Source organism: Ideonella sp., assembly GCF_036277275.1.
Taxonomy (GTDB): domain Bacteria; phylum Pseudomonadota; class Gammaproteobacteria; order Burkholderiales; family Burkholderiaceae_C; genus Ideonella.
On the sequence record NZ_DASUNH010000076.1, the window covers coordinates 24,463 to 40,043 of the forward strand.

Consider the following 15,581-nt stretch of genomic DNA (forward strand, 5'->3'; position numbering starts at 1 on the left):
CTTACCGCTGCGCCCCTCCACTCTCGTCCACTTGCCCGGCTGGCCATGCTGCTGATCCCCGCGATCGATTTGAAAGACGGTCATTGCGTTCGCCTGCAACAAGGCGACATGCAGATCTCCACCACCTTCAGTGAGGACCCGGCCGCGATGGCGCGTCGATGGGTCGATGCCGGCGCGCGTCGACTGCACCTGGTGGACCTCAACGGCGCCTTCGCCGGCAAACCGGTCAACGAGCCGGCGATCAAGGCCATCCTGAAGGCCGTGGGTGACGAGATCCCCGTGCAACTGGGCGGCGGTATCCGCGACCTCGACACGATCGAGCGCTACCTCGACGACGGTCTCAGCTACGTGATCATCGGCACTGCCGCGGTCAAGAATCCTGGCTTTTTGCAAGACGCCTGCACGGCCTTCGGCGGCCACATCATCGTTGGGCTCGATGCGAAAGACGGCAAGGTCGCCACCGACGGCTGGAGCAAGCTCACCGGCCACGAGGTGATCGACCTGGCGAAGAAGTTCGAGGACTACGGCGTCGAAGGCGTGATCTACACCGACATCGGCCGTGACGGCATGTTGACGGGCCTGAACATCGACGCGACGGTGAAGCTGGCGCAGGCCTTGACGATCCCGGTCTTCGCATCGGGCGGGCTGTCCAGCATCGCCGACATCGAAGCGCTGTGCGCGGTCGAGGGCGAGGGCATCGAGGGGGTGATCTGCGGCCGCTCGATCTACACCGGCGCACTCGATTTCGCCGCCGCGCAGGTTCGCGCCGACGAGCTGGCCGAGGCCGGCTAAGCCGCTTGCGGGCCTGCCGAAGCGCGGCCGCCCCAGCCGGGTGGCAGCTCGTGCAGCACCACCTTCGCATCAAGCGAGCGGATCGGTACGCTGCGATCCGCCGGGATGCGCTGCGCGGCCAGCAGCGCCTCGTAGCGAAGCGCGGTGACGCGCAGGAACGACGCGAAGTTGCCGACCTCTCCGCGTGCCACCACCAACTCGTCGTACAGCCGTTCGATCAGCTGAACGACGCTCAGGCCGTCACGCTCGGCGATCTCTTCCAGCACCGCCCAGAACAGGTTTTCCAGCCGGATGCTGGTGACCACGCCGTGCAGCCGCACCGAGCGGGTCCGGCCCTCGTAGCTGGTCGGGTCGGCGCTGATGAAGATCTCGCACAAGATGTTTGCCCCCACGCCCGCTCCGGCGGGCTGCCCCCCGAGGGGGCTCGCGCAGCAGACCGGCGAAGCCGGATCTGCGCACGCCACTTGATGGGCGGCGGCTCCTGCGGAGCGCCGCGACGATGGTGGGACTGTAGGTTTACCAGCGCAACAGCTCAAGCCTCGATGCGGGTGCCCAGCACGGCCAAAAACTGGCGGATCCACGCCGGGTGTGCCGGCCAGGCCGGTGCGGTGACGAGCTTGCCGTCGGTCACTGCCGCGTCGATGGCGATGCCGCAGTACTCGGCGCCGGCCAACTCGACCTCGACCTGACAGGCTGGGTAGGCCGATATGCGCCGGCCCTTGATCAGCCCGGTCGCGGCCAGCAACTGCGCACCGTGGCAGACCGCGGCCACCGGCTTGTCGGCCTGCAGGAAGTGGCGGGTGATCTCGACCACGCGACTGTTCATGCGCAGGTACTCGGGCGCACGGCCGCCGGGGATCACCAGCGCGTCGTAGGTCTCGGGTTTGACGTCGGCAAAGCTCGCGTTGAGCGTGAAGCGGTGGCCCGGCTTTTCGCTGTAGGTCTGCGCACCTTCGAAATCGTGGATCGCCGTGTGGATGAAGTCGCCGGCCTGCTTGTCGGGCGCCACGGCATGCACCTCGTGGCCGACCGCCAGCAGCGCCTGGAACGGCACTATGGTCTCGTAGTCTTCACCATAGTCGCCGCACAACATCAGGATCTTCTTTGCCATCGATGCTCTCCTTGAAGTGGGCCCCGGCGCAGCCGTGCGCCGGGGGTGAACCATTTTGGTGAGCGAGCGCACGACCGTGGTAACAGCCGGCTGTGACCCGGTTTGCGGGTGTCGGGCTGCGACAATCGGGGCCCGTCGTTCCACTGCCTGCGCACCGCCCCGCCATGCTCGCCAAACGCATCATTCCCTGCCTCGATGTCACCGGCGGCCGCGTCGTCAAGGGCGTCAACTTCGTCGAGCTGCGTGATGCCGGCGACCCGGTCGAGATCGCAGCGCGCTACAACGAGCAGGGCGCCGACGAGCTGACCTTTCTCGACATCACCGCCACCAGCGACGGCCGCGACCTCATCCTGCACATCATCGAGGCGGTGGCCTCGCAGGTCTTCATCCCGCTGACAGTCGGCGGTGGCGTGCGCACAGTCGAAGACGTGCGCCGACTGCTCAACGCCGGCGCCGACAAGGTCAGTTTCAATTCGGCGGCGGTGGCGAACCCGCAGGTCATCCGCGATGCGTCGGAGAAATACGGCGCCCAGGCCATCGTCGTGGCGATCGACGCCAAGCGCCGCCATGGCGATGACCTGGCCGCGCGTGGCCCAGGCTGGGATGTCTACACCCACGGTGGCCGCAAGAATGTCGGCCTCGACGCGGTGGCCTGGGCCCGGCAAATGGCCGAGCACGGCGCCGGCGAGATCTTGCTGACCAGCATGGACCGCGACGGCACCAAGAGCGGCTTCGACCTCGAGCTGACCCGCGCCGTCAGCGACGCGGTGACAGTACCGGTGATCGCCTCGGGCGGTGTCGGCAACCTGCAGCATCTGATCGACGGCATCAAGATCGGCGGTGCCGACGCGGTGCTGGCCGCCAGCATCTTCCACTACGGCGAGTTCACGGTCGGTCAGGCCAAGGCACTGATGGCGCAGGCCGGCGTGCCGGTGCGTCAGTGAAGGCCACCGGCCCCCGGCGCCACGAAGTCCGCATCATCGGCGGCCAGTGGCGCCGCAGCCTGCTGCCGGTGGCCGACAAGCCTGGCCTGCGGCCGACGCCGGATCGGGTGCGCGAAACCTTGTTCAACTGGCTCGGCCAGGATCTGAGCGGCTGGCGTGTGCTCGACGTATTTGCCGGCTCCGGCGCACTGGGCTTCGAGGCCGCTTCGCGTGGCGCGGCAGAGGTGCTGCTGGTCGAACAGGACGGCGAACTCGTGCGCCTGCTCAACGCCTCACGCGAACGGCTGAAGGCCACGAACCTGCGTGCACAGCGCGGCGATGGGATGAGCGTCTTGCGCGGGAGCCTTGCCCGCTATGAGTTGGTGCTGCTGGATCCACCGTTCGGCGCGGGCCTGGGCGCAGCGGCGCTGGCCGCCGCGGCCCGCGCTGTCGTGCCGGGCGGGTGGGTCTACCTGGAAGCAGGCGAAGCGCCACCTACCGAAATGCCCGCTGGGCTGCAACCGTACCGCAGCGGCCGCGCGGGCGCGGTGCATTACGCCCTGTTCCAGGCGCCCAGCCCGACCGAACCGGCCTGAACCCCTACACTGGCCGAGCCGACGCCACGCCATTCCACCGCAAGGGCCCGACGATGACCACCTCGCAGCCGCTCACCGCCGTCTACCCGGGCACGTTCGACCCCATGACGCTCGGCCATGAAGACCTGATGCGGCGGGCCAGCCGCCTGTTCGACCGGCTGATCGTTGCGGTCGCCGCCGGCCACCACAAGCGCACGATGTTCACGATCGCCGAACGGCTGGACATCGCCACCGAGCTGGCCAAACCCTGCGGCAACGTCGAGGTGATCGCGTTCCGCGGCCTGCTGAGCGATTTCGTGGTGCAAAACGGCGGCCGGGTCGTCATACGGGGTCTGCGCGCGGTCAGTGACTTCGAGTACGAGTTCCAGATGGCCGGCATGAACCGCCAGCTGATGCCGGATGTCGAGACGCTGTTCCTGACGCCCAGCGACCAGTACCAGTTCGTCAGCGGTACTTTTGTGCGCGAGATTGCCATGCTCGGCGGTGATGTCTCCAAATTCGTGTCACCCTCGGTACTCGACCGATTGCGAGAACGCGTGGCCCAGCCGCGCGAATAGAGTAAAGAAGGCGCCACCATGGCCCTGATGATCACCGACCAATGCATCAATTGCGACGTCTGCGAGCCCGAGTGCCCGAACGACGCGATTTCGATGGGTGACGAGTACTACGTCATCGACCCCAAGCGCTGCACCGAGTGCGTTGGCCACTTTCCCGAGCCGCAATGTGTGCAGGTTTGCCCGGTCGAATGCATTCCGCTGAACCCGGAAGTCGTCGAAACGCGCGAACAGCTGCAGCGCAAGTACCACGCGCTGATGGCCGAAAAGCGCGAGGAAGAGTCCCGGGCCCGCGCAGCCGGGCCGTTGACGCCAGAAGCGTGAGCCGTCGTCAACGCTTGTGGGTCGGCGGTGGTGCCACGTAACGATCGGGCTCTGGCGCCTTGTTCTTGCGCTTCTTCGAATGCGACTGGTTGGCACCTGGTGTCGGCACACTCGCGGCAGGTTCGGCCGGCTTCTGGCCAATGACCAACGGTGCCTGCTGGGGCTGGATCGCCTTTTCGCGTTGCACCCGTTCAGTCGCCAGTGTCTTCGCCTGGCGCTTGTCGGCGGCCGCTGAGACACGAGCATCCTTGCGCTGTTCAGCGTTGCGCGGGTCCTCGGCGTCGACCGCCTGGCCGGCCGTGTCCGTCGCGCATGGCACCTGCTGATAGGTCTGGCCGCAGCGGTAAACCTTTTGGTTGCCGCCCCAGGCCACGCCGGCTCCGCACGCCAAGGCCAGCAGGCAGAAGCGGGCGAAGTTGGACATGGCGGGAGAGCTCCTTCAGGCGGGGGGATCGACGCCCGGCGTGGCCGCGGGGGCCTCGGGCGGGCGCGGCGGCTTGGGCCGCGCCGGTTTGGCGTGAAGCTTCATGATCGCTCGATCCATCTCGCCGGCCAACATCAAATCCAGCACTTTCAGTGAATCTTCGATGTTGCGCTCAATGGCGTCGCGCTCGTCGGCCGGCGGCTTGCGCAGCACGTAGTTGGCGACCTCGGCTTTGATGCCGGGGTGGCCGATGCCCAGCCGCAGGCGCCAGAAGTCGCCCGCGCCCAGTTGCGCCTGGATGTCCTTCAGCCCGTTGTGGCCGCCATTGCCGCCGGCTTGCTTGAGCTTCATCTGGCCGGGCAGCAGGTCCAGCTCGTCGTGCACGACGAGTATCTCGGCAGGCGCGATCTTGAAAAAGCGTGCCAGCGGAGCGACCGACTTGCCCGACAGGTTCATGTAGGTCATCGGCTGTAGCAACCACAGCGGGCCGCCGTGCTCGGGCGACCGGTTCACCCGGGCAACCAGGCCGTGGTAGGCCCGGTCGGGCGCCAGCGAGGCCTTGAGCTGCCGCGCCGCTGCATCCATCCACCAGAAACCGGCGTTGTGCCGAGTGGCCTCGTATTCCACGCCCGGGTTGCCAAGGCCGACGATCAAACGAATCATGGCCAGGATTATCGAGCCGGGGCTCGGGAGGGCGCGGCAGCGCCCAACGCGGCACGAGCGCCAGCGATCACGGCTTGGCCGATCTGCTCCATCAAGCCGGTGTGGGTTGGCGTCACCGTGCGGTTCCCGGCGGCGGGCGGGGCCGGGCGTGGTTCGTCGAGGCTCAGCTTCCACTGGTGCCAATACAGGGCCACATCGATCGTGATCTCGGGCTTCAAGGGCTGGAGAGCGCCGCTGGCGATGTCGGACCGCGCCAGCAATTCGGGCAGCACCGCAACACCCCAGCCCATCGCCGCGGCGCGCGCGCCGGCCTCGCTGCTGGGCACGAAGCGTTCTTTCAGCCGGGGCGCGCGCACACCGAAGGCCTTGGTCACCCACTGTGCTTGCATGTCGTCCTTGCGGTTGAAGACGATGAACGGCAGTTGTGGAAAGTTCAGCGGCGTCAGGCCGTCCGGCATCGCCCGATCGATGAAACCGGGGCTCGCGACCGCCACGTAGCGCATGTGACCCAGCGCCTGGCACGAGCAGCCGCGCAACGCCTGCGCGACGGTGCTGACGCAGCCCAGCACCTCGCCCTGGCGCAACCAGTCGTGCGTGAAGTCCTGGTCATCGACGATCAGCTCCAGACCGTAACCGTCACGCTGGCCGGCCCGCACCAGCGGGTCCAGCGCCGGCAGCACCCAGGTGGCCAGGCTGTCGGCGTTCACAGCAATCGGCAGGCGCTCGTCGCGTGCCAGCGTGGTGCCGAGCTCGCGCGCGGCATCGGCCCGCAGTGCCTGCATCTGACGCGCATAGCGCAGCAGCACCTTGCCCGGCTCGGTCAGGCGCAATGGCCGCGCCCGCACGACCAGCAAGTGGCCGGCGCTGGCTTCCAACGAGCGCAGGCGTTGCGAGACGGCCGACTGGGTGATCGACAACAGCTGGGCCGCCCGCTCGAAGCTGCCGGCTTCAGCCAGCGCCGCCAGGCAGTCCAGTCCGGCAGGGTCCAGGGCGTTCATCGTCGGTTGCTAATGGATTCCATCAGACTGGCTAATGTAGCCGCTGAGATGGCGATGCACCTTGGCCGCTGGCCCGGCGGGGCACAACATGGGCCTTCCACCAAAAACCACAGTACGGAGACTCCCATGCGCATTGGCCTGCCCAAGGAAATCAAGAACCACGAATACCGCGTCGGCCTGACGCCCGCCAGCGTGCGCGAGTTCACCTCGCGCGGCCACGAGGTCTTTGTGCAAAGCGGCGCCGGCGCCGCGATCGGCCTGGCCGACGAACAGTACGCCGCCTCGGGTGCCGTGCTGCTGAAGGACGCCGCCGAGGTCTTTGCCAAGGCCGAGATGATCGTCAAGGTCAAGGAGCCGCAGCCGCAAGAGTGCGCGATGCTGCGCGAAGGCCAGATCCTCTACACCTACCTGCACCTGGCGCCGGATCCGGAGCAGACCGCGGCGCTGGTCAAGTCGGGCGCGATCTGTGTCGCCTACGAAACCATCACCGGTCCCGGTGGCGGCTTGCCGCTGCTGGCCCCGATGAGCGAGGTCGCGGGCCGCATGAGCATCCAGGCGGGCGCGGCGCACCTGGAGAAGAGCAAGGGCGGCATGGGCGTGCTGCTCGGCGGCGTGCCGGGTGTCGAGCCTGCCCACGTGCTGGTGATCGGTGCCGGCGTGGTCGGCACGCATGCGATGCAGATGGCGATCGGCATGGGCGCACGGGTGACCGTGCTGGACAAGAACGTCGACCGCCTGCGCCAGATCGACATGGTCTTCGGCAACCGCGTGAAGACCCTGTTCTCGAATTCGCAGACGCTGGAAGAGAAGGTGCTCGAGTCCGACCTGGTGATCGGCGGCGTGCTGGTGCCGGGCGCTGCCGCGCCGAAGCTGGTGACGCGCTCGATGGTCCGCTGCATGAAGAAAGGCGCGGTGCTGGTCGACGTGGCGATCGACCAGGGCGGCTGTTTCGAGACCTCGCGCGCGACCACCCATGCCGAGCCGACCTACGTGATCGACGACGTCGTGCACTACTGCGTCGCGAACATGCCGGGTGCGGTGGCCCGCACCTCGACTTTCGCACTGAACAACGCGACGCTGGCCCACGGCCTGGCCCTGGCCGACAAGGGCTGGAAGCAAGCCATGAAAGACAACCCGCACCTGAAGGCGGGCTTGAACGTCGCCGCCGGCAAGGTCACGTACGAAGCCGTCGCACGCGACCTGGGTTACGCCTACGTGTCGGCTGAGAGCTTGCTGGCCTGACCTTAAAAAGGGTGTGACATCGCGCGCGTGGCCGTGGGCATGAACCTCGGCTTCGAAGGCTCAGGCTTCACGCAGTTCGCTTCTCCATTGATGCCGCGCTGATCGACCCGCGCTGGCGCGTCGAGGTGGGCGCAGCGACCAGCAAAAAGCCCCGCCGAGGCGGGGCTTTGCTTTGTTCGTCGTGCTGTGCGCTTCATGCACGCAGCACGCGCGAATCTCAGGGCGCCGGAACGGTGCCCGTGATCGCGTACTGGCCCAGGCTGCCGTAGTCGCTGTAGCCGTTGGTGGGGGTCAGGTAGCCGATGCCGTCGATCGAGACGTAGTACTTGCCGGCGGCCGGCAGCGTGAACGTCACGGTGGCACCCAGCTGGTCGGCAGGCTTGGCCTTGGCGAGCACGGTGCCGTCGGCCTTCATGATCTTCACCGCCACGTCGAGGTTGGCCGAGCGGGTGTCCGGCGTCACGGTGATCGTGCCCGCGCCGGCCTTGGCCGAGAACGAGAAGACGTCCTTGTCCTTGCGGGTGCTGATGACGCCATTGCCGGACAGGTTGACGTTGTTGCCGGACGGCGAGGTCGTCAGCGCAGTAGCCTTCGTGATGCCGTTGCCGTGGTCGTCCTTGCGCAGCGGGCCGCCGTTGTTGCCGGCCACGACGAAGTCGTCTTCCTTGTTGTTGGCGTCGGAGTATTCACCCTGGCTCCATTGGACAGTGTTCTTGTAGTAGCCCACGCCCATGATCGGCGCCCAACCGGTGGCGCCGTCGCCGTGGCCGGTGTAGTAGCCGACTTGCGAAGTGCCGTCATGGCTCAGGCCCAGGTTGTGGCCAACTTCGTGCGAGGTCGCTTCGGCGACGTTCTTCTCGCTCGAGCCAAGCATGTCCCAGAACACCAGCGCGGGCTTGTAGTAGTCGCCGACGTTGTCGTAGATGCCGACGTAGGCCACGCCGCCGCACGAGCAGTTGTAGACGCCATTGTGGTTGGTGATCAGCGCGGTGGTGCCGAAGACGTCGTCGGCTTCGCTGGAGCGGGTCAGCTTGTCAGCGGACGGCTGCTCGGTCGTCACGTCGATGTCGAACGGGGCGAAATCTTCGGCCACGCGCTGCCAGATGTACTGGATGCGTTCGAGTTCGGCGGCCGAGAACGAGTTGACGTTGCCGTCGATGTCGAAGGCCACGGCATTGATCGTGTTGCCGTTGCTGTTCCAGGCGGTGTTCTGAAGCACGGCGCCGTTGAAGTCCAGGTAGATCGTGCGCTTGGCGCCCGGGCGGCTGTGCAGCGTGAAGCTGTCGGCCAGCGGGGCCGGAGCGGTGCCTTCGACGAACTCCTTGCCGTCGGACGGCAGCGGGCCATCCATTTCTTCGACCACGTACAGCTTGCCGTGACGGTCCAGGCGAACCATCGGGTCGCGCAACAGCATGTCGCGCAGGGCCTGCGGGGTCTTGTGGTAGTGGGCGGCGACGGCATCCAGGTTCGAGCCCAGCGCGTCGATCGCGCGTTGGCCGGAAACGCCGGCTTCGGCCAACGCGATACGCGGCATCGGGGCGCGTTCGGTGGCGGCGGTGGCTTGTGTGCCGACCAGGACCAGCGCGGCGGCGGCCAGGGCGGTACGGAGATGGTGGTTTTGCTTTTGCATGAGCTCCTCTTTTGTGGGTTGGGAAAACAGTGAACCGATGCTAGGCAGTGGCTTCCGATCTCGCCTCGGACTAACTCCTAAAAAGTGCGTCCAGCGGAAACAAAAAACCCCGCCGAGGCGGGGTTTGATGATGAAAAGTGAAGATTGGCCGGACCCAAGGGTCCGATCGATCACTTCTTGCCCTTGCCCTTCTTCTTGTCGTCGACAGGCGCTGCGGGCGCGGCCACGACTTCTTCCTCGACCTTCGGCTCGGTCACGGCCACGACCACCGGGTTCTGGGTGCCGTGCTTGACCGCCTTGATGCCTTCGGGCAGCGTCAGGTCCGACACGTGCAGGCTCTTGCCCTTGACCAGGCCCGACAGGTCGACCGACACGAACTCGGGCAGCTGAACCGCCAGGCACTCGATTTCGATCTCGGTGGCCACGTGGCTGACCAGGCACTTGTCGGTCTTCACGGCGATCGAGTTCTCTTCGCCCGAGAAGTGCAGCGGCACCTTCTTGCGCAGGCGAGTGGTCTCGTCGACACGTTGGAAGTCGACGTGCAGCACTTGCTGCTTCCAGGGGTGCATCTGGAAGTCACGCAGCAGCACCTTCTGCTTCTTGCCGGCCAGTTCCATCTCGAGGATGGAGGAGTGGAAGGCTTCCTTCTTCAGTGCGAAGTACAGCGCGTTGTGATCCAGCTCGATCATTGCGGGTTCGCCGGCACCGAAAACGATGCCAGGCACCTTGCCCGAATGACGCAGGCGGCGGCTCGCTCCGGTCCCCTGCTTGCTGCGCTCGAAAGCGACGAATTCCATGACACTCTCCAATGAGTCGGGGCGTCCGCGACCAGATGCGCCCCATTTGAATGACGGCAAAGCGCCGTCGACGAAAAAGACCGTCGAGCCCGAGGGCCCGGCGGTCTTCAGAAGTTGTTGTTCTGCTCGGCGAACATCGAGGTCACCGATTCGCCGTCCGAAATGCGGCGGATGGTTTCGGCGAACAGGAAGGCGACCGACAGCTGGCGGATCTTCGGGCAAGCCTTGCCGGCATCCGACAGCGGAATCGTGTTGGTGATGACGACCTCGTCCAGGTGCGAGCTCTTGATGCGCTCGATCGCCGGGCCGGAGAACACCGCGTGCGTGCAGTAGGCGTAGACGCTCTTGGCGCCGCGGTCCTTCAGCACCTCGGCCGCTTTGACCAGCGTGCCGGCGGTGTCGATCATGTCGTCCATGATCACGCAGTTGCGGCCATCGATCTCGCCGATCACGTGCATCACTTCGGACACGTTGGCCTTCGGGCGGCGCTTGTCGATGATCGCCAGGTCGCAACCCAGCTGCTTGGCCAGCGCACGGGCGCGCACCACGCCACCGACGTCGGGGCTGACGACCACCAGGTCGCGGTAGGCCTTGGCCTTCAGGTCGGTCAGCAGGACGGGCGAGGCGTAGATGTTGTCGACCGGGATGTCGAAGAAGCCCTGGATCTGGTCGGCGTGCAGGTCCATCGTCAGCACGCGTTCGACGCCGACGGTCTCCAGCAGGTTGGCGACGACCTTGGCCGAGATCGGCACCCGGGTCGAGCGCGGGCGGCGGTCTTGTCGCGCGTAGCCGAAGTAGGGGATCACGGCGGTGATGCGGCGCGCGCTGGCGCGCTTCAACGCATCGACCATGATCAGCAGCTCCATCAGGTTCTCGTTCGTCGGTGCGCAGGTCGACTGGACGACGAACACGTCGCGGGCGCGAACGTTCTGCTGGATCTCGACGGTGACTTCACCGTCGGAAAACCGCCCGACCGATGCCTTGCCCAATTCGGCCCCCAGATGGGTTGCCATTTCCTGGGCCAACACCGGGTTGGCATTGCCGGTGAAGAGCACGGTGTTGAACAGCACGAGGGAACTCCGGTGGGCAGGCGGGCTTGGGAGGATGGGCGCGAAAGCGGACGGCGGGTGTGCGGTCTTCAGACGAGGACGGCGTGTCGATCAACACGCCGTCTCAGAGCAAGAAATTTGGCAGGGGAGGAAGGACTCGAACCCTCGCATGTCGGAATCAAAATCCGATGCCTTAACCAACTTGGCGACTCCCCTACACAGGAAACGGCTTGGAGGCCGTCCCCTTGAAACCTTTCAGCCCAGCCACCCGGCCAGCGGGTGCACATCCAGGCTCCGGCACATTCGCCCGACCCAGCCTTCGGGCCAACTTTCAAGTCGGCCCTCCTGCATGGTCGCCACAGGCCGTTCGCCTGCGCCGGCTCTTGCGTACACCGCGCTGCCAGAGCCCGTCATCCGGCTGTTGCCGAACCGAGCTTGAAGCCAGCGACCCACTTCGGCGACCTCCGGGCACAAGGCCTCGGCGGCGCGCTGCAGGTCGTTGTGGCCCGGGAAACCGGCAAGGCCCGACGTTTTGTCTGCCCCGCCAGCTTCGCGCCGAACCAATGCTTCAGCGTCTGCAAGAAAGCCCTTGACTATAGCAGCTTCGGTATCACGTGTCATCAAAGGGCTGGAAAAAATTGCTGCAGTCGGGATCGCCGCAGCCGGCTTCAGCACCGCGTAGTGCTGCGGCGCCATCGTCACAGGCGTCAGTTGTTCGCCGATGCCTTCGACGAACGCGGTGCGGCCGCCAATGAAGAACGGCACGTCGGCGCCGAGCCGCTCGCCCAGGGCGAGCAGCCGCTCGCGCGGCCACTTCAGATCCCACAGGCGGTTCAGGCCGATCAGCACGGTGGCCGCGTCGGAGCTGCCGCCGCCCAGCCCGGCACCCCAAGGCACCGATTTGTCGATCGAGATGTCGACGCCCAGCGTGCAGCCGCTTTCGGCCCGCAAGGCGCGGGCAGCCTTCAGACACAGGTCTTCAGGAGGCAGCGCCACGCCCAGGTCGTGGCGTTGCAGTCGGCCGTCGGCGCGACGCTCCAGGTGCAACGTGTCGGCCCAGTCGATCAAGCTGAAGACTGATTGCAGCAGGTGATAACCGTCGGCGCGGCGGCCGATCACATGCAGGAACAGGTTCAGCTTGGCCGGGGCGGGCAGGTCGTACAGCGCGTTCAGGGGCATGGTGTCAGGGGTTGCGATCGAGCTTCGCCCGGACGATGACGCCCGGCGGGTCGAGCCGGGTGGCTTCGACCAAGGCGCCGTCGGCCCAGCGGGCCAGGTCGACGGACCAGCCGAGCTGGACGAAGCCCGGCGTGGCCGATGCCAACGGCCGGTGCGGGGCGCCGGCCCAGGGCCGGCCCTGCAGCCACTGCATCAAGGCGCCCAACGGGATCGGCTCGCCCAGCGCCTCGCCGGTCATGGTTTGCAGGTCGGGAAAGTCGCGCTCGCCTTGGCTGTCCTGTAGCGAGGCGCGGTTCCTGTCCCAGCGTGCCAGTGCCACCTGCGCGCCCAACGGCCCCAGCAAGCGCATCTGGCCCTGGTGCTCGTCGCCGCTCAGCTCGAAGGCCGCATTGTGTGACTGCGCCGGTTGCTCGCCGATGGCGGCGACCTTGACCAGCAGGCGGCCACTCAGCAGCGGCTGGTCGCTCGGCGTCCGCACAACGCTGGCGCAGCCGACCATCGTGGCAACCGCCATCACGCCGATGGCGGCCCGCACCCAGCGGCGCAGCGTCACAACTTGACCTGCAGCCGCGTCAGTGTTTCCTGCAGCACGTCGTTGTCGGCTTCGCGGGCGCGGCCCTCGCGCCAGATGCGCAGCGCTTCGTCGCGCTGACCGGTGACCCACAGCAGCTCGCCCAGATGGGCGGCCACCTCGACGTGCGGACGCGCCAGGTGAGAGCGACGCAGCAGCTTCAGCGCTTCTTCACGGTGGCCCAGTCGGTACTCCACCCAGCCCAGGCTGTCGACGATGAAGGGGTCGTGCGGGGCCAGCTTGGCGGCCTTTTGCACCAGCCCCAGCGCTTCTTCGAGACGGATGTTCCGATCGGCCAGCGAATAGCCCAGCGCGTTGTGCGCATGGTGGTCGTCAGGCTTCAGCGCGATCACGCGGCGCAACAGCGCTTCCATGTCGTCGTGGCGGTTCAGCCGGTCGGCCACCATCGCCAGTTCGTACATCAGCGTGGTGTCTTCGGGTTCCTGCCGCAGCCCCCCCAACAACAGCTCGTAGGCTTCGGCCCAGTGGCGCTGGTCTCGCAGCACCTGGGCCTCGGCGAGCAGGCGGGTGCGGGCGTCGGGCTGGTCGCGGGCCGGGGCGTCGCGCACCAGCGCGCGGGCCTGGGCCAGCTGGCCGGCATGGGCCATCAGGCTGGCGCGGCGGGTCAGCGTGGGCATGTCCACGCGCGAGGGTTCGATCTTGTCCAGCCACTGGCCGGCAGCGCGGGCGTCGCCGCGTTGCTGGTGCGCCTGGGCCTGCAGCAGATAGGCCAGCTCGATCATGCCCTGAAGGTCGTGCTTGTCGTCGCCTTCTTCGCCGTCTTGACCGCCTTCGCCGCCCTTGTCGGTCGGCGCCAGGTTGCGTGTCAGATTCAGGAACCGGTCCAGCGAGCGGATCGCTTCGTCCGACTCGCGCAGGTCGACCATGTAGGCGCCCAGGCTGAGCCAGGCGGCGGGCTGATCCGGTTGTTTGGCGACCACCTCACGCAGCTGGACGGCGGCTTCGCCGATGCGCTGCTGTTGATCCAGCGCCCGGGCATACGCCAGGCGAACCGGAGGCAAGGCGTCACTGCGTGCCAGATAGCCCTGCACCAGCGCTTCGGCGGCCGGGTTCTTGGGCATCAGCTCCAGCGCCAGCAACACCGGCCCGGGAGCCGACGGCTCTTCGGCCAGCGCGCGGCGGGCCTGCGACAACGCGGCCTCCGGCTGATCCGCGGCCAGTGCCATGCGGCCCAGCGCCGTGCGCACGGCGGTTCGCGTTGGCGCTGCATTGGCGTACGGCGACAGGGCCTGCTCGGTGATCGCCAGCGCGCGGCGCTTGTCGGCCAGCGAATTGAGAAAACGCGGCAGCGACGCAATGGTGCCCGGGCGATCCATCACCGGCTCGCGCTCGATCAGGGTGCGGATCGGCTCGCTCAGTTCACCGGGCTTGTCCAGCGCGACCAGCAACTGCAGCTGCGTGCGCAAGGCGCTCGAAGATTCCGGCAGCGTGTTGCGCCAGAGCTTGACCGCCGCCAGAGCCTTGTCACCGGCACGCGCCTGGGCGGCCAATTCGACGGCACGTTGGAACAGGCCCTCGTCGCGGGTGCGGCGCGCGGTCACCACCATGCGGCCGAATGCTTCGCCCAGGTCACCGTTCTGGGCCTCCATCTCGGCGGCCAGCACATCGAGGAAAACCGAGCCGTCCATCGCCGAATTGGCAGATTCGGCTCCTTTGGTGTCGGCTGCCTTCTCGGGCTCGGCGGCCAGCGCCGTCGCGCCCAGCAGGCTGGCCAGCAGCGCGGCCAGGACCAAGCGGGTAGGGGGTGACGGAAAAAGCGGGGCGGAACGGCCCGACCGGGCGCGGGCATGACGAGGCAGCATCGAATCTCCGAGAGAGCGAGTTCGATTCTAGGAGTGCCGCCCGCCCGGATAATTCCCCGATGCCAGAACTGCCTGAGGTCGAAGTCACACGTCGCAGCGTTGGCGGGATCGAAGGCGCCCGCATCCTCGCGCTGCGGATGGGCAAACCGCTTCGCTGGCCCTTGGGCGTGGAGCCCGAAGAACTGGTCGGCTTGCGTGTCGGCGCGGTCGGCCGGCGCGGCAAATACCTCTGGTTGCCCTTGTTGCACGAAGCGAGCACCAGCGGCGCGGCGGGTGGCTTGCTGTGGCACCTGGGCATGTCCGGTTCGCTGGCGTTCGGCGCCAGCCTGGGCCCAAGCGGCAAGCACGACCACGCCGAGCTGGTGACCGACCAAGGGCTGTTGCGGCTGACCGACCCGCGCCGTTTTGGTGCGGTGGTGTGGTCGGACGGGTTGGACGTGGCACCTGCGGCCACGCTGCTGGCCCGGCTCGGGCCCGAACCATTCGATCCGGCCTGGACGGCCGAGGCCCTGCACGTTTCGCTGCAGGGACGGCGCACCGCCGTCAAGCTGGCGTTGCTGTCGGGTGAGCTGGTGGTCGGCGCGGGCAACATCTACGCGAGCGATGCGTTGTGGCAGGCCGGGATCGACCCGCGCACGCCATGCACCCGCATCGGCCCTGCACGGGCCGCGAAGCTGCACGCCGCGGTGCAGCAGGTGCTGGCCGAGGCCATCGCCGCCGGCGGCTCGACGCTGCGCGACTTTCGCAATGCGCACGGCGAAGTGGGCCAGTACCAGGGCCAGGCACGTGTCTATGGCCGCGGGGGCGAGACCTGCGCGCGCTGCGGTGGCACCATCCGTCGCATCGTGCAGGGTCAGCGTGCGACATATTTCTGCCCCGGCTGCCAGCGCCGCTGAAAAGCGTAA

The 15,581-nt window shown here is 67.2% G+C and carries 18 protein-coding genes and 1 tRNA gene; 7 read left to right on the top strand and 12 right to left on the bottom strand.

Annotated features, from left to right (window positions below):
- The first annotated feature begins 45 nt into the window (after positions 1 to 45).
- Entirely contained in the window at positions 46 to 792 is a 747-nt protein-coding gene (gene hisA / locus VFY73_RS13245; RefSeq protein WP_329719423.1) for a 1-(5-phosphoribosyl)-5-[(5-phosphoribosylamino)methylideneamino]imidazole-4-carboxamide isomerase, read from the top strand.
- On the opposite strand, the gene VFY73_RS13250 is transcribed toward hisA, so the two are convergent.
- Positions 789 to 1,169, bottom strand: a complete 381-nt coding sequence (locus VFY73_RS13250) for a ribbon-helix-helix domain-containing protein (protein WP_329719559.1) — start codon at positions 1,167 to 1,169, stop codon at positions 789 to 791. The two genes, hisA and VFY73_RS13250, sit on opposite strands and share 4 nt — an antisense overlap.
- A gap of 155 nt (positions 1,170 to 1,324) precedes the next feature.
- On the bottom strand, positions 1,325 to 1,903 hold the full coding sequence (locus VFY73_RS13255; protein WP_329719425.1) for a DJ-1/PfpI family protein: 579 nt from the start codon (positions 1,901 to 1,903) through the stop codon (positions 1,325 to 1,327).
- A 164-nt stretch (positions 1,904 to 2,067) separates the two neighbouring features.
- On the opposite strand from VFY73_RS13255, the gene hisF reads away from it, so the two are divergent.
- From hisF to VFY73_RS13275, 4 genes are read left to right on the top strand one after another with little or no spacing between them, the layout of a single operon-like run.
- Positions 2,068 to 2,847, top strand: coding sequence for an imidazole glycerol phosphate synthase subunit HisF (gene hisF, locus VFY73_RS13260; protein ID WP_329719427.1), 780 nt, complete (start codon positions 2,068 to 2,070; stop codon positions 2,845 to 2,847).
- Positions 2,844 to 3,422 (top strand): 16S rRNA (guanine(966)-N(2))-methyltransferase RsmD, encoded by a 579-nt coding sequence (rsmD, locus tag VFY73_RS13265; protein ID WP_329719429.1) that lies wholly within the window; start codon positions 2,844 to 2,846, stop codon positions 3,420 to 3,422. Before hisF ends, rsmD begins: the two co-directional genes overlap by 4 nt.
- Before the next feature lie 53 nt (positions 3,423 to 3,475).
- Positions 3,476 to 3,979, top strand: a complete 504-nt coding sequence (gene coaD / locus VFY73_RS13270) for a pantetheine-phosphate adenylyltransferase (RefSeq protein ID WP_329719431.1) — start codon at positions 3,476 to 3,478, stop codon at positions 3,977 to 3,979.
- A gap of 18 nt (positions 3,980 to 3,997) precedes the next feature.
- The gene (locus VFY73_RS13275) at positions 3,998 to 4,300 is read left to right on the top strand and encodes a YfhL family 4Fe-4S dicluster ferredoxin (RefSeq protein WP_329719433.1); all 303 of its coding nucleotides are present in this window, start codon (positions 3,998 to 4,000) and stop codon (positions 4,298 to 4,300) included.
- Between the two features lie 7 nt (positions 4,301 to 4,307).
- Here VFY73_RS13275 and VFY73_RS13280 read toward each other — a convergent pair whose 3' ends face one another.
- The 3 genes from VFY73_RS13280 to VFY73_RS13290 are packed head-to-tail and all read right to left on the bottom strand — an operon-like array spanning position 4,308 to position 6,385.
- Positions 4,308 to 4,724: a hypothetical protein gene (locus VFY73_RS13280; RefSeq protein WP_329719435.1), complete on the bottom strand. Its 417-nt coding sequence runs from the start codon at positions 4,722 to 4,724 to the stop codon at positions 4,308 to 4,310.
- A gap of 15 nt (positions 4,725 to 4,739) precedes the next feature.
- Complete coding sequence (gene pth / locus VFY73_RS13285) at positions 4,740 to 5,387, bottom strand: aminoacyl-tRNA hydrolase (protein ID WP_329719437.1); 648 nt, start codon at positions 5,385 to 5,387, stop codon at positions 4,740 to 4,742.
- Positions 5,388 to 5,395: 8 nt separating this feature from the next.
- Positions 5,396 to 6,385, bottom strand: coding sequence for a LysR family transcriptional regulator ArgP (locus tag VFY73_RS13290; RefSeq protein WP_329719439.1), 990 nt, complete (start codon positions 6,383 to 6,385; stop codon positions 5,396 to 5,398).
- Between the two features lie 126 nt (positions 6,386 to 6,511).
- Here VFY73_RS13290 and ald point away from each other — a divergent pair, with 126 nt between their 5' ends.
- Positions 6,512 to 7,627 (top strand): alanine dehydrogenase, encoded by a 1,116-nt coding sequence (gene ald, locus VFY73_RS13295; protein WP_329719441.1) that lies wholly within the window; start codon positions 6,512 to 6,514, stop codon positions 7,625 to 7,627.
- 217 nt (positions 7,628 to 7,844) lie between these two features.
- On the opposite strand, the gene VFY73_RS13300 is transcribed toward ald, so the two are convergent.
- The 7 genes from VFY73_RS13300 to VFY73_RS13330 all read right to left on the bottom strand — a co-directional run bounded on the left by VFY73_RS13300 (position 7,845) and on the right by VFY73_RS13330 (position 14,607).
- Positions 7,845 to 9,257 (bottom strand): pre-peptidase C-terminal domain-containing protein, encoded by a 1,413-nt coding sequence (locus tag VFY73_RS13300; RefSeq protein ID WP_329719443.1) that lies wholly within the window; start codon positions 9,255 to 9,257, stop codon positions 7,845 to 7,847.
- Positions 9,258 to 9,427: 170 nt separating this feature from the next.
- On the bottom strand, positions 9,428 to 10,054 hold the full coding sequence (locus tag VFY73_RS13305; RefSeq protein ID WP_329719445.1) for a 50S ribosomal protein L25/general stress protein Ctc: 627 nt from the start codon (positions 10,052 to 10,054) through the stop codon (positions 9,428 to 9,430).
- 107 nt (positions 10,055 to 10,161) lie between these two features.
- A complete protein-coding gene (locus VFY73_RS13310; protein ID WP_329719447.1) occupies positions 10,162 to 11,124 on the bottom strand; it encodes a ribose-phosphate pyrophosphokinase in 963 nt (320 codons plus the stop codon).
- Positions 11,125 to 11,242: 118 nt separating this feature from the next.
- A tRNA-Gln gene (locus VFY73_RS13315) sits at positions 11,243 to 11,319 on the bottom strand.
- Positions 11,320 to 11,358: 39 nt separating this feature from the next.
- Positions 11,359 to 12,276: a 4-(cytidine 5'-diphospho)-2-C-methyl-D-erythritol kinase gene (ispE, locus tag VFY73_RS13320; protein ID WP_329719561.1), complete on the bottom strand. Its 918-nt coding sequence runs from the start codon at positions 12,274 to 12,276 to the stop codon at positions 11,359 to 11,361.
- A gap of 10 nt (positions 12,277 to 12,286) precedes the next feature.
- Positions 12,287 to 12,835, bottom strand: a complete 549-nt coding sequence (locus VFY73_RS13325) for a lipoprotein insertase outer membrane protein LolB (RefSeq protein WP_329719449.1) — start codon at positions 12,833 to 12,835, stop codon at positions 12,287 to 12,289.
- Positions 12,832 to 14,607: a tetratricopeptide repeat protein gene (locus tag VFY73_RS13330; protein WP_329719451.1), complete on the bottom strand. Its 1,776-nt coding sequence runs from the start codon at positions 14,605 to 14,607 to the stop codon at positions 12,832 to 12,834. The genes VFY73_RS13325 and VFY73_RS13330 overlap by 4 nt, the downstream gene beginning before the upstream one ends.
- 128 nt (positions 14,608 to 14,735) lie before the next feature.
- On the opposite strand from VFY73_RS13330, the gene mutM reads away from it, so the two are divergent.
- Positions 14,736 to 15,572: a bifunctional DNA-formamidopyrimidine glycosylase/DNA-(apurinic or apyrimidinic site) lyase gene (mutM, locus tag VFY73_RS13335; protein WP_329719453.1), complete on the top strand. Its 837-nt coding sequence runs from the start codon at positions 14,736 to 14,738 to the stop codon at positions 15,570 to 15,572.
- Positions 15,573 to 15,581 lie beyond the last annotated feature (9 nt).

What these genes read in the sequence shown, in the direction of transcription:
- VFY73_RS13280 (WP_329719435.1), bottom strand. Translation starts at nt 4,724, where the DNA reads ATGTCCAACTTCGCCCGCTTCTGCCTGCTGGCCTTGGCGTGCGGAGCC.
- pth (WP_329719437.1), bottom strand. Translation starts at nt 5,387, where the DNA reads ATGATTCGTTTGATCGTCGGCCTTGGCAACCCGGGCGTGGAATACGAG.
- VFY73_RS13300 (WP_329719443.1), bottom strand. Translation starts at nt 9,257, where the DNA reads ATGCAAAAGCAAAACCACCATCTCCGTACCGCCCTGGCCGCCGCCGCG.
- hisF (WP_329719427.1), top strand. Translation starts at nt 2,068, where the DNA reads ATGCTCGCCAAACGCATCATTCCCTGCCTCGATGTCACCGGCGGCCGC.
- ald (WP_329719441.1), top strand. Translation starts at nt 6,512, where the DNA reads ATGCGCATTGGCCTGCCCAAGGAAATCAAGAACCACGAATACCGCGTC.
- hisA (WP_329719423.1), top strand. Translation starts at nt 46, where the DNA reads ATGCTGCTGATCCCCGCGATCGATTTGAAAGACGGTCATTGCGTTCGC.
- VFY73_RS13255 (WP_329719425.1), bottom strand. Translation starts at nt 1,903, where the DNA reads ATGGCAAAGAAGATCCTGATGTTGTGCGGCGACTATGGTGAAGACTAC.
- mutM (WP_329719453.1), top strand. Translation starts at nt 14,736, where the DNA reads ATGCCAGAACTGCCTGAGGTCGAAGTCACACGTCGCAGCGTTGGCGGG.
- coaD (WP_329719431.1), top strand. Translation starts at nt 3,476, where the DNA reads ATGACCACCTCGCAGCCGCTCACCGCCGTCTACCCGGGCACGTTCGAC.
- VFY73_RS13305 (WP_329719445.1), bottom strand. Translation starts at nt 10,054, where the DNA reads ATGGAATTCGTCGCTTTCGAGCGCAGCAAGCAGGGGACCGGAGCGAGC.
- VFY73_RS13275 (WP_329719433.1), top strand. Translation starts at nt 3,998, where the DNA reads ATGGCCCTGATGATCACCGACCAATGCATCAATTGCGACGTCTGCGAG.
- VFY73_RS13290 (WP_329719439.1), bottom strand. Translation starts at nt 6,385, where the DNA reads ATGAACGCCCTGGACCCTGCCGGACTGGACTGCCTGGCGGCGCTGGCT.